General features: G+C 67.4%; 3 protein-coding genes. 2 read left to right on the forward strand and 1 reads right to left on the reverse strand.

Features of this window, described 5'->3' with window-relative positions; genetic code table 11:
* Positions 1-3: 3 nt before the first annotated feature.
* The gene (locus tag ACFYO1_RS26735) at positions 4-495 is read right to left on the reverse strand and encodes a YbaB/EbfC family nucleoid-associated protein (protein WP_387236453.1); all 492 of its coding nucleotides are present in this window, start codon (positions 493-495) and stop codon (positions 4-6) included.
* A 238-nt stretch (positions 496-733) separates the two neighbouring features.
* Between ACFYO1_RS26735 and ACFYO1_RS26740 the strand changes: the two genes are divergently transcribed.
* Both ACFYO1_RS26740 and ACFYO1_RS26745 read left to right on the forward strand, forming a co-directional pair.
* Positions 734-1156, forward strand: coding sequence for a YbaB/EbfC family nucleoid-associated protein (locus tag ACFYO1_RS26740; RefSeq protein WP_387236455.1), 423 nt, complete (start codon positions 734-736; stop codon positions 1154-1156).
* Between the two features lie 19 nt (positions 1157-1175).
* The gene (locus tag ACFYO1_RS26745) at positions 1176-14171 is read left to right on the forward strand and encodes a hypothetical protein (RefSeq protein WP_387236457.1); all 12996 of its coding nucleotides are present in this window, start codon (positions 1176-1178) and stop codon (positions 14169-14171) included.
* The last annotated feature ends 37 nt before the right edge of the window (positions 14172-14208 follow it).

Below are 14208 nucleotides of genomic sequence, written 5' to 3' on the forward strand. Positions count from 1 at the left end.
AACTCAGTCGTCGTGGCCACTGACCATCGACCGTCGTCCGCCGAATCTGTGCGCGTCATCGAAGCTGGCGTCGTCGTAACGCCGCTCCGGTGAGTTCGGCGGCGCGAACGACGCGGGCGGTGCGACCGGCATCGCGGATCCGAGGTCGGGCGCGTCCTCGATGAGATCGGACAGCTTCGGCAGCTGGGACTTGCGCTCGCGCAACGGTTCCATGAGCAGGCCGACCTGCGCGGTCACCCGCCGGGCGGCCTCCTGCACGACCTCGGTCATCGCCTCGGCGATCTCGGTGTGGGTCAGGTCGCCGATATCGTCGGCGAACTTGGTGTCGATGAGAATGCCGTCGGCGTTGACGGTCACGGTGATGCGTTTGTCGCACGCGGTGGCGGTGGCGGTGAGCCGGGAACGATCTCGTTGAATTTTGGCGATACCGAGCATTTGCTCATGCAGGGCTTCCAGCATCATCGCGGCGTCGGCCTTCAGTCGTTCGTTCGCCACCAGAAAGCCTCCACCTCGTAGTTCGAGCTCGCTACGCGGCGCCACGCCGAACCCAGTTGCCGCATAATGCGATTCAACACGGCACCGGTCACGCGGGCATAATCTTCCGCATAATCTCGGCATAAGTATTTGATAATCGGAGATTATGCCCTCCGATTAGGCACGGTAACGTTCAGCGGGGAATCGATGCGGAGGCATCGCGGGTTCCGAATTTCGTCGGGCAGCAGGAGAATTCGACGTGGACAACGACCGAGCCAAGGGTGACCTCGCAGATCTGCTCGACACGGTCAATCTGCATATCCGCTCGATCGCCGAGGCACAGCGCCAGCGGGTCGAACTCACCGCGACCGCCACGGCGGCCAAGGGCCGGGTGCAGATCACCGTCAACGCCGACGGGGTCGTGATCGAGACCCGCTTCGCCGACGACATCGACGAATTGGACTACGACGAGATCGCCGACGCCGTCACCGACGCCACCCAGGAAGCCGCGATGGAGGTGGCGCGGCGCGCCAACGAGCTGATCGCACCCATCCAGCGCACCCGTTCGCAACTGCCGAGCCTGTCCGAGATCGTCGCCGGCCTGCCGGATCTGAAAACCCGTGTCCCGGAACCGCAGCGGGCCTCCTTCGATCCCCCGTCGGCACGTGACAACGACCGCTGAACCAGCCCTGGCCTGATCCATGAGCATCGAGATGCCCGAGGGCCTGCAGTGGCTCAGCTATCTCGCCGGCGCGTCCTGGCCGAAAGGCGACGAGGACGCGTTGTTCGCGCTCGGCGACGACTGGAAAACGGCATCCAAGGACCTGCACGACCTGATCGAGGCGCTGCACGTCGCGTGTAATACCGCGCAGGTGAGCTATTCCGGCGACGGCGCGGACAAGATGAAAAAGCAGTTCGACCAGTTCTTCGCCGGCGATCAGTCCGTCGACAAGCTGGCCAAACAGCTCGAGCAGCTGGGCGAATCGGTGCGCCAGTGCGGCACCCAGACCGAGTACGCCAAGCTCCAGATCATCATCACCCTGGCGATCCTGGCCGCGGAGATCGCCTACGCGCTGGCCACGCTCTGGGGCGCGTGGGCGGTGCCCGCCATGGAGGCCGAGGCGGCCGGCGTGTGCCAGCTCATCGGCCAGCGCCTGGTCACCTTTCTGGCCAACCGCGCCACCCGCCTCGCGCAGATGCCGATGTGGAAGCTCGCCGCGATCACCGGCGTCGAGCAGGCCGCCATCGGCCTGGGCGCGGACGCTTTGGCTCAGGGCATTCAGCTGGGCAAGGGCCATCGGGACAGCTTCGACGTCAAGCAGATGGTCATCTCCGGCGCCGTCGGCGGTATCTCGGGCGCGGTGGCGGCGCCGGTCGGCAGCATGATCGGTAAGCGCCTCGGGAATTGGGTCGGTCAGGAGTCGATGACCTGGTGGAAGGCCGGCGGCATCGCGATCGGCGCCGGCATCCCCGCGGGTGTGGTCGGCGCCGGGGCAGGCATTGTCGCCAATGGTGTGTTCACCGGCCAGTGGGAGTTCGATCCGGCCGCGATTCTCGGCGGTGTCGGCGGTGGCCTGGTCGGTGGCGTGCACGGGGTCGCCGGACACGCGCAGTCGATCGGGATGGCCAAGGGCGGTTACACCGGTCTTGCCGTCCCGCCGCCGGTCGGCGCCGACGGCAGTCACGAGCGACCGAGCCCGCGGGTCAACGAGGGAGACGGCGGATCTTCGCGCGCCTCTTCGCTTTACGACGGTGACCGCGGGAATTACCGTTCGCCGTCAGTGCATTCGACGAGTGATCGGTCCAGCACGGCACCCGCGGAGAACATCTCCACGCACAATGATTCGACCACCCGGAACGGTCGGCCGAACTCCGCGGAGACGAACGGCAGGAGTGAGACCGGAAACTCGGCCGCGCAGCAGGCGAACGGCTCGCCACGGAACAACAACTCCACGAGTTCCAGCGACCGACCGCAGTCCGGCAACCAGTCGCCATCCAACAACCAGTCCCAGTCCAACCACCAGTCGCAATCCAACAACCAGTCGCAGTCCAACTCCAGCTCTGGGCGGTCCAACGGCACCTCGCCCGCGCCGCAGCCCGCCACGTCCTCCCGTGTCGAGGGACAGACCACCCAGCAACCCGCGACGCGCACCGGGATCGATCCCAATTCGGCTACGTCGCAACCGCCGCAGCAGCCGGTGCACGCACAGTCCACGGATTCCCCTGCGCCACCGGCAGCATCGCAGACCCACTCCGCGGCGACGTCGAATCTCGAAGGGAACTCGAACAATTCGACGACCTCGGTCGCACAGCCCCAGACGTCTGTGGAGCAACCACGCACGGATGCGTCCACGAATTCGCCGATCCCGCAGTCGTCGCACGTGCCGAACGTCATGGAATCGCCTGTGCCGCCGCCCTCCGCACAGTCGAGCACCGGAATCCGCGCGGAAGGGCCGGCCGCGCAGCCGGGGACGACGAACGCCAGCGCAGCGGCGAGCAGCACCCCGCCATCGGTGACGTCGTCGCGGAGCGAGGCACCACCTCCTCCGCCTTCGGTCACCGACAAGTCCTCGGTCCAGGCGCCACCGCAGTCGCCCCGCCCGAGCATCTCCTCGGTGGGCGACGGCTCCGCCCGCCCGCCGATCACGGCAGGCGTGCGAACCGACCCGATCCCGACCAATCAACGCGCATCGACCTCGTCGGCGGTCACCCCCGAATCGCAATTCCGTCAGGTCGAACCGGCACAGGGTCCCCAGGACCACCCGGTAACCCCGAGGCAGCCTGAGGCTTCGCCGGGCTCGAACGCGTCCACAAGCCCCGAGACCCGGCTCGGATCACCCCGCGACTCGGGCGACCTCTCGACGCAGAAGCCTGAAGATCAGGTACCGCATCCGTCGGACTCGATCGCTCCCGAGCAACGCCCGCAGTCGATCGGCGAAAAGCCGCCCGCCGGACTCGAATTCGTGCCCCACGACGACTTCAACCCCACCCCGCAGCAGGTGGCCGCGCTGCCCGGTCATCGCCTCGAGCGCATCCCGGCCGACGGCGACTGCCTCTTCCGAGCGATAGACCACGCGACCGGCCAGACCCGTGGACTCGGGCCGCACGACATCCGCCGGGAATTCGTCGGCGTGCTGCGGGCCAGGAAAGACCAGCTGCTGGACAGGTTCGTGCCCAATTCCGCGGACTTCCGGGAGGCCGCGGCGGAGATCACCCGGATCGACACCACGCTGCGCGACCAGCCCGACCATCCGTCGCGCGCCGAGTTGCTCGCCGAGCGGGAATTCCGCCAGTGGGAATACGATTTCGAGCGCTCGGAGGCGTTCGATCGGCAGCTCGACGATCTGTCCCGGCCGGGCCACTACAACAACGAACTCGGTGATTTCCTCATCCCCGAGGGCGCCGACGCCCTCGGCCTGCACCTCGTGGTGGTGGACCACGACGGCACCGCAATGCATTTCGGCCCGCAGGACCGGCCCGAGCACATCCTGGTCCGCGTCGACGAGGCCGGCGGTCACTATCACGTCGCCGAACCGATCCAGGCGGGATCCGAGCACTCGCCGACCACCACCCATGAAAACGGCTCGGGCACAGACTATTCACGCACAGCCGAACCGAATCCACGGCTCGGAACCGCGTCCGAACCGATCATGCGTCACCCCGACGACGCGAGCACGCATCCGGCCGACGCCGCCCGAAGCGATCCCGGCCCGGAGCGGACGGATACCCCGGTGCCGTCGCGTGATTCGTCACCACTGCCCCCCGAGATAGTGGTCGGCGACCCGACTCCGCAGCAGGCGCCGTGGCCGCAGCACTGGGCACCGGTGCCCGATCGCACCGATCCGCTGTTCACCACCGTCGCCCGGATTCTCGGTCTCCCGGATGCCACGCAGGTCCGGTCCGGTATTACCGATCATCTGAACCGGCTGGAACAGCAGGACACTCGATGGCGAGCCACCATCGAGGAGGAACGCCGGCAGGGCCGGGTAGACGACACCCAATGGCAGAGCGAACTGGATCGCCGCGGTCAGTTCGAGAAGTGGCTCGATGACCAGCGCAACCTCGCGGCGGCGCCACCGGCCGCGCCGCAACGCGACTCCGTGGACCGGGATCTGCACTTGGCGGCGTCCGCCTTCGGGATGAACGTCGTCGTCCAGCATCCGGACGGGGCCGGCGCCGAGCACGCCTTCGTGCCGGGACAGCGGAATGTGTTCCTGCGCTACGCATCAACCGGCGAGTTCGAGATCGGCGTCACGCCCGAGGGCAACCTGTTCGCGGCGCACCGGCATCCGAGTCCGCCCGCGCCGCTCAGTTCGGTGATCGATACGGTGGTGCCGCGCAGCGAAATCCCGCCGCCGCTGGATCGCGTCCTCGCCTCGCCGCAGATCCCGTTGCTCGACGGCGCACCGCTGGCGTCGCACTACACCGGAGAAGGCCGCCCGATCGCGGTCAAGTCCCAGCTCGACCCGATCCCGGACGCGAAACCGCTTGCCGTTCACGAACGCCTGCCGTATCACACGCCGGTGCGGCACATGAGCCCCGCGGAGCTGGAGAACCACCGGTTGTTCGTGCACGAGGGGAGGTTGTTCCGCGCCGCCGACGGACGGCTGTTCGACACCACCCAGATCGCCTCGGCGCGCGAGGGCGGGGACGCGCGCGCCATCTTCGTCATGGACGAGTTCGGCAACCTCTACGCCGGTGACCAGGAACTCGGTTCGCTCCATCATTCGTCGTTCCTCGGTGGCCGAACCGTCACGGCCGCCGGTGAGATCGAGGTGCGCGACGGCAGGCTGGTCGTGATGAGCGATCGCAGCGGGCACTACCTGCCGCGCGGCGAGCTCAACGATTACGCCGTGGATCTCCTACGGCGACAGGGTCTTTCCCTCGACGACAACTTCGCGCGCCTCGGCTTCGACAACCAACCCCGTGACCGATTCGGCGAATTGGATCGGCAGCAGGACGAACTCACGCGCCGCCAGATCGCGCTCGATGCCGCCGCCGAAGCGCTCAGCCGCAAGGAGGACGCACTCGACCGGCCGGGCACCCACGATGATGCCGATACCCGCCGGATCGTGCAGGCCCGACGGGAGTTGTTGAACGAAGAGCAGAACGAGCTGAACCGGTGGCGGACCGGACTCGACCAGGGCACGGTTCAGCCGGAGCTGCGGGACCAGCTCGTCGCGCATCCGAATCCCACCGGCCCGAACGACCGGATCACGCCACCACAACCGCCACCCGGGCTCGACGGCAGGAATCCCTCGGCCGACCGGACCGCCGCCTGGTGGCGAGACACCGGCGAATCCTGGTGGAACAACCTGCGATTCGACGACCTGTCACCCGGCTACCAGCACGGCCTGCTCACCGACTTCCCCGGCCTGCGCAACAGCGAAGGCATCCCGGCGGCGGTCCGGAACACCCTCAACACCACCTATATCCAGCATGAGATCCAGCGCCTGGACAAGATCGCGGAAAGCTCGTCGTTGTCGTCGAACGAGCGGCGGCAACTGAACAACCTGAAAGCCGTACTCACCGACGTGCACACCGCGGACCTCGACTCCGCGATCGCCGCCCACCACGCGGGCACCGAGCAGCCCGCGACACATCTGCTGTCCTTCGATCAAGATGCCCGGGGGCGGCGGGGCCGCGAGGTCATCGGATTCGGTCCCGTCGACTCCGCCGCGACGGTGCACTGGCAGGCCTCGCCGAGCGCGTCTCTCGGATCGGCCGGTCCCGCGGTGGCGCATGCCGCGCAGCAGCACGTGGAAACCGCACGCAACCAACCGGACCACGCGACCGTGATGTGGGTCGACCACGACTCCACGCGCGGCAACGCCGGGCCGTCTCGGCTGTTCGCCAAGCTCTTTCCCGGATCGCCCGACCCCACGCCGGACCGGCTCGGGACGGCGATCGCCGAATTCAGCGGGCAGCACCCTGCGGCACGGGTGCAGGTGTCCGCACCGGGTTCGCTCGCGAAGTCGCTTGTCCCGCACGTCGATTCGAATTCCGTCACGGTGCACGACACCACCGGAAACCGGATGCCGGGCGGCGTGCCGGACGGTTCACTGCCGAGCCGGCACGAGTCCGGTCCGGCGGAGCAGCCTTCGCGGCAGTCCGGAACCGGACACCGACTCTTTTCCAACGAGTCCGTTAGATCGACCGAATCTGGTAACGGCGCAACGGATTCCATGTCGAATCGACCGGACCGCAGCGCGACCGCCGACGGCAGCAGCGCGCACCGCACGCCCGATCAGCACAACCCGATCACCGCGGCCGCCGTGCCGGGTTCGGATTTTCGCGGTCATGTGGAAGCCCCGACCGCCGCGCAGGTCGATCAGGTGCGCGGCCAGGTCGACACCGCGCTGCACAGCGCGGTCGATGGCCATGGCGGCCTGCGGGTCGACCCGATCGATGTGGCGCGGGGGCGGTATCGCATCACCGATACCAGCGGTGTCTACGGCAGTGACAACCACAGCTTCGAAGTGCGCGTGGAAACCCAGCGCATCGGCGACGACACCGCGGCTCGCTCGATCCTCAACCACGACAAGGGCCAGCACGTCATCCAGATCTCCGACCGGATCTCGGCCAAGCACGTGCCCCGCGCGCTGGCCCACGAGATCGGCGAGATCGTCGCCGACCGCAAGCGCTACATCGTAGACAAGCTCGACGCTTTCGGCCCGGACGAAGGCGTGCTGCGGCCCGGTGGACCGACCGACGAACCGGCGCTCACCCCGCACGACGCCGGGCGCATCCAAGAACTCCGGATACTCGGGCAGCGACTCGACGAGCTGCCCGGCCCGGCCGAACGAACGCCCGAAGACCGAACCCGCTACGACGAACTGCACCGGGAAGCGATGGCGTTGGTCGAGCATCTGGGCCTGCGCGAGGGCACGCCGGGTGCCGGTGACCGCAGAACCTTGATCGACGAGCACCTGGAGTCTTTCCCCGCCGGTCGCGACCAGGTGCGCCATCTGCTCAACGACGCCGGTGGCAACCGGAATCAGCTTTCGGCCAACGATCAGCGCCTACTGCGTTCCATCCAGCGCCAGGCCGGGGTGGACCGAGCCGCGTTCGACGCGCACCGGGCCGAGTTGCGGCCTGCCTTCGAGCGGCCTATCGCGGACGAGGGCGGAAAGATCAGCCCGGAGCGAACCCGGGAGCTCGCCGACGAGAGCACCAGCGAGCGGGCGAAACGCAGCGTGCAGACCCTGGCCGGGCTGCGCGAGCAGGCCGCGGGCGGCGACTACCCGAAGGTGTCGGTGATCGAGGCAGGCGGCGGCGCCGCGCTCGCCGCACGCGATCCGAAAGCACTGCTGATCGATGATCGCGGACGGTGGCAGTCCGACAACGGCGACCGGATCGCCCAAACCGCAGACCAACTGCGCAACCTCCGCCAAACCGGACTCGGCGACCCCTACCAATTCGTCGACGAGGGCAGGCCGGACGCTCGCGTGCCGCTCGATGCGGTTCGCTTCTGGGAAGATTCGATCGCGTCCCAAGGGCCGGTGGTCGACGGCAAGGCGAGCTTCCGGATGGAGAACGGGAAGCTGCTCGCCGACATCGACCCGCTCGACGGCGGTCCGCACGTCACCGTGGAGGTCGAGGGGATCCCGGTCATCGCCACCGGTTTCCCGCCCGAGATCATTCCCGGCACCCGCGAGGTGGGTGGGATGCACGGGACATTCGACACGGCTGCAAAGGAATTGGGCCAGCTCAACACACCCGAAGCCACCGCGGCCAAGGCTCAGGTCGAAGCACTGTCCTGGCGCGACCCCGCGTCTGCGGGCGAGGTATTGAAGATCCTGACCGACAACAACGTCGACCGCTCCGCACTGAGCAACAACGTCAACCACGCCCTGGACTCCCTCGCCAACTGGAAATCCTTGCGCGAAGACCACCCCGGCCAAATCCTCTCCGGCGACGAAGCCAACCTCACCGGCGTCAACCCCGACCTCGCCAAACACTGGATCGTCGCCGGCACCGGCGGCACCGGCATCAGCGGCGTCGAAAACATGCTCAAGCTCAGCACCGACGCCACATTCACCATGATCGGGCGCAACGCACCACCGGGGCTGGCCGACAACACCCAGTGGAAGGAAGTACGCGGGCCGCACGACCTCGGCTTCGACGTGAACAACCCGACCGCCGCCAGTCGGCAGAACCCCGATGGCAGCTGGCCCAATCCTGGCGCAACCGGCCGACTGACCATGGCATTCGACCGGACCATGAACATCACCGGGATCGAAGAACACACCGGTCCCCAGGGCACCCGGTTCTCCGTCGGCCCGCACGAGGGCGACGGTGTCATCGCGTCGCTCGGCACCCGCAATTCGGTGCCACCGGCCGTCGCCGACCTCGTGGACACCGCGATCAAACGCGACCCGAATTCGGTATCGGCGCGAATGCTTTTCGACAACGACGGCCAATACCTCGGCTACCGCATCACCGTCGACGGCCGCGACATCGACGTCACGGGCGCGGCCTCCCGCTTCTTCCCGGGCGGACAACTCTTCCGCCCCGGCACCGGCTCCGTTCCACCGCTGCCCGCGGGACATCCCGGAACAGTGTGGAGCACACAGGATTCCCGATTCGCGCTGGCCCGGCCGGAGCCCGGCTTCGCCGCGCAAACCGCCTCCAATCGAGACGCACCACCCGAAGGCGGAAACTTCGACGGCGGCTACGTCGCCACCGCGACCCAGGCCACGCACTACGCGGCATGGCGACGCAGCGACGGTACCGACGCATCGCACACCATTACCGCTGCGGCCGTGCCGGGTTCGGATTTCCACGGTCACGTCGAACCGCCGTCAACAAGTCACGTCGAACAGATCCGCGGCCAAGTCGACAGCGCACTGCACAGCGCGATCGATGGTCACGGCAACCTGCGGATCGACCCCATAGATACGAACCGAGGCGAGTATCGCGTCACCGACACCAGCGGTGTCTACGGCACGGACCAGCACAGCTTCACCGTGCGCGTGGAAACGCAACGGATCGGCGATGACACCGCGGCTCGCTCGATCCTCAACCACGACAAGGGCCAACACGTCATCCAGATCTCCGACCGCATTTCGACCAAGCACGTGCCCCGCGCGCTGGCCCACGAGATCGGCGAGATCGTCGCCGACCGGAAACGCTACATCGTAGACAAGCTCGATTCCTTCGGTCCCGATGAAGGTGTTCTGCGTCCGGGCGAACCGACCGGCGAACTTGCGCTCACACCCCACGACGCCGGCCGTATCCAAGAACTGCGCGTACTCGGGGACGAGCTCGACCGGCTGCCTGCCACGCATCCGGAACGCGACGCCCTGCGCGGCGACGCGATGGCGCTGGTCGATCACCTGGGTCTGCGCGAAGGCATGCCTGGCGCCCAGGAGCGCAGGGCCTTGGTGCTCGACCATCTCGACCGCTCCCCCTCCGGCAGCGAGCACGTCCGCACCCTGCTCGACGACGCAGGCCGCGAAGGGAATCGACTACCGGCCGAGGATCAGCAACTCCTGCAACGTATTCAGGATCAGGCCAAGGACGATCAGGCCGGGTTCGAGGCGCGTCGGGCAGCCCTGCACCCCGCCTTCGAACGACCCATCGCGTTCGACGGCGAACGAGCCACCCCCGAACAGACGCGTGTGCTCGCCGACGAGAGCACTCGGCAGCGTGCGCAGCGCAGCGCACAAACCCTCGCCGACCTGCGCACGCAAGCGGCCGCCGCACCGCAGGGCGAACATCCGAAGCTGTCGGTCATCGAGGCAGGCGGTGGGGCGGCGCTCGCCGCGCGCGATCCGCAGGCATTGCTGGTCGACGATCGCGGCCGGTGGCAGTCCGACAACGGCGACCGGATCGCCCAAACCGCAGACCAATTGCGCAACCTCCGCCAGACCGGACTCGGTGATCCCTACCAGTTCGTGGGTGACCGTCGGCCCGATGCCCGCGTACCCCTCGACGCAGTCCGCTACTGGGAAGACACCATCGCGGCCCAAGGCCCGGTGGTAGACGGCAGAACAGCATTCCGCATGGAGAACGGGAAGCTGCTCGCCGACATCACTCCGCTCGACGGTACCCCGCCGATCACCGTGGAGGTGCAAGGTGTCCCGGTCATCGCCACCGGCTTCCCGCCCGAGATCATCCCCGGCATCGCTCGCGGCATCGGCGGGATGCACGGGACATTCGACACGGCCGCAAAGGAATTGGGCAACGTCACCACGTCCGGCGCGGCGGCGGCGAAAGCGCAGATCCAAGCCCTCTCCTGGCGGGACCCGGCCTCGGCGGGCAAGGCTCTGGAGATTCTGTCGGCCAACGGTATCGATCCTTCGGTGCTGTCCAAGCCCACGCGGGATTCCCTGGGTGCGATCGACAACTGGAAGTCGTTGCGCGACAACCACCCCGGCCGGATCCTCTCCGGCGATGAAGCCAACCTCGCCGGCGTCGACCCCGACCGTGCTGGTGAATGGATCGTGGCGGGCACCGGCGGCACCGGCATCAGCGGCGTCGAGAACATGCTCAAACTCAGCGACAACGCCAAATTCACCATGATCGGCCGCAACGCACCACCGGGGCTCGCCGACAACACCCAATGGAAGGAAGTACGCGGGCAGCACGACCTCGGTTTCGACGCAGGCAATCCCACTGCGGCCAGCCGGCAGAACTCCGACGGCAGCTGGCCCAACCCCGGCGCAACCGGCCGACTGACCATGGCATTCGACCGGACCATGAACATCACCGGAATCGAAGAACGTCCCGGATCCCGTTTCGCGGTGGCCGGATTCGAAGGTGACGGTGTCATCGCCTCGCTCGGCACCCGCAACTCGGTGCCACCCGCTGTCGCCGACCTCGTGGACACCGCGATCAAACGCGACCCGAATTCGGTATCGGCGCGAATGCTTTTCGACAACGACGGGCAGTACCTCGGCTACCGGATCACCGTCGACGGCCGCGATATCGATGTCACCGGAGCAGCCTCCCGCTTCTTCCCCGGCGGACAACTCTTCAAGCCCGGAACCGGCGACGTCCCACCGCTGCCTGCGCTGAATCCCGGAACAGTCTGGAGCACACAGGATTCCCGCTATGCGCTGGCCCGGCCCGAGCCCGGCTTCGCCGCACAAACCGCCTCGAACCGAGACGCCCCACCCGAAGGCGGAAACTTCGACGGCGGCTACGTCGCCACCGCCACTCAAGCCACGCACTACGCCGCATGGCGACGCAGCGACGCCGACGGATCGAACGTCATTACCGCTGCGGCCGTGCCGGGTTCGGACTTCCACGGTCACGTCGAACCACCCTCGACCAGTCACGTCGAACAGATCCGCGGCCAAGTCGACAGCGCACTGCACAGCGCCATCGATGGCCATGGCGGCCTGCGGATCGACCCCATCGATACGAACCGGGGCGAGTATCGCGTCACCGACACCAGCGGTATCTACGGCACGGACCAGCACAGCTTCACCGTGCGCGTGGAAACGCAACGGATCGGCGATGACACCGCGGCTCGCTCGATCCTCAACCACGACAAGGGCCAGCACGTCATCCAGATCTCCGACCGCATTTCGACCAAGCACGTACCGCGCGCCTTGGCGCACGAGATCGGCGAGATCGTCGCCGACCGCAGGCGTTACCTCCTCGACCAGCTCGACGCTTTCGGCCCGGACGAAGGCGTGCTGCGTCCCGGCGGACCCACCGACCAGCCCCAGCTCACCCCGCACGACACCGGTCGCATCCAAGAACTCCGCGTACTCGGACAGCAACTCGACGAACTCCCCGGCCCTGCCGACCGGACGCCCGAAGACCGAACCCGCTACGACGAACTGCACCGCGAAGCGATGGCGCTGGTCGAGCACGTGGGTCTGCGCGACGGCACACCGGGCGCCGAGCAACGCCGAGCCCTGGTGCTCGAGCACCTCGAGTCCACCCCGGACGGCCGCGACCAGGTGCGTCATCTGCTCGACGACACCGGTGGCCACCGTGATCAGCTTTCCGCCGATGACCGGCGCCTGCTGCGTTCCATTCAGCGCCAAGCCGGACAGGACCAGGCCGCGTTCGACGCGCACCGGGCGGCATTGCGACCGGCCTTCGAGCGCCCGATCGCGTTCGACGGAGAACGAGCCACACCCGAACAGACGCGGACCCTCGCCGACCAGAGCACCCAGCAACGCGCGGAACGCAGCGCGACAACCCTCGCCGACTTGCGCGAGCAGGCCGCGGGCGGCGACTACCCGAAGCTGTCGGTCATCGAGGCAGGCGGCGGCGCCGCACTCGCCGCACGCGATCCGAAAGCACTGCTGATCGATGATCGCGGACGATGGCAGTCCGACAACGGCGACCGCATCGCCCAAACCGCAGACCAACTGCGCAACCTCCGCCAAACCGGACTCGGCGACCCTTACCAGTTCGTCGACGAACGCCGACCCGGCGCGCGGGTGCCGCTCGACGCGGTCCGCTACTGGGAGGACACCATCGCCGCGCAAGGCCCGGTGGTCGACGGCAAAGCGACCTTCCGCATGGAGGATGGAAAGCTGCTCGCCGACATCACCCCGGTGGATCGCTCGGCGCCACTCACCGTGGAAGTCCAAGGCACTCCGGTCATCGCGACCGGTTTCCCGCCCGAGATCATCCCCGGCACCCGCAACGTCGGCGGAATGCACGGGACATTCGACACGGCCGCAAAGGAATTGGGGCAACTCAACACACCCGAAGCCACCGCGGCCAGATCTCAGGTCGAAGCACTGTCCTGGCGCGACCCCGCGTCTGCGGGCGAGGTATTGACGATCCTGACCGACAACAACGTCGACCGCTCCGCACTCAGCAACAACGTCAACCACGCCCTGGACTCCCTCGCCAACTGGAAATCCTTGCGCGAAGACCACCCCGGCCAAATCCTCTCCGGCGACGAAGCCAACCTCACCGGCGTCAACCCCGACCTCGCCAAACACTGGATCGTCGCCGGCACCGGCGGCACCGGCATCAGCGGTGTCGAGAACATGCTCAAGCTCAGCACCGACGCGAAATTCACCATGATCGGGCGCAACGCACCACCGGGGCTGGCCGACAACACCCAGTGGAAGGAAGTACGCGGGCAGCACGACCTCGGCTACGACCACAACAACCCCAGGGCGGCGAGCAAGCAGATCAACGGTGTGTGGCCCAACCCCGGCGCAACCGGCCGACTGACGATGTCGTTCGACGGAAACATGGACATCACCGGCATCACGAAGCAGGCAGGCCCCAGTCCATTCGTAGTCGCGGGATTCGAAGGCGATGGCGTTATCGCCTCGCTCGGCACCCGCAATTCGGTGCCCCCGGCCGTCGCCGACCTCGTGGACACCGCGATCAAACGCGACCCGAATTCGGTTTCCGCGCGAATGCTTTTCGACAACGACGGCCAATACCTCGGCTACCGGATCACTGTCGACGGCCGCGATATCGATGTCACGGGCGCCGCGTCCCGCTTCTTCCCGGGCGGCCGGCTCTTCAAGCCTGGAACCGGAGTCGTCCCGCCGCTGCCGGCGACGAATCCCGGCACCGTATGGACTACCGATGACTCTCGCTACGCGTTGTCGCGGCCGGGCAACGGCTTCGCCGCACAGAACGCCTCGAACCGGGACGCGCCACCCGAGGGCGGAAACTTCGACGGCGGATACGTCGCCTCGGCCATTCAGGCCACACACTATGCAGCGTGGCGACGCGGCGGCGGTCGAGCCTTCTCATGAAACGAACAACCGATGGCGTGGAGGACAAGATGGGTAG

The sequence above is a fragment of the Nocardia sp. NPDC006044 genome (genome assembly GCF_042871115.1).
Classification (GTDB): domain Bacteria; phylum Actinomycetota; class Actinomycetes; order Mycobacteriales; family Mycobacteriaceae; genus Nocardia.

What these genes read in the sequence shown, in the direction of transcription:
- ACFYO1_RS26745 (WP_387236457.1), top strand. Translation starts at nt 1,176, where the DNA reads ATGAGCATCGAGATGCCCGAGGGCCTGCAGTGGCTCAGCTATCTCGCC.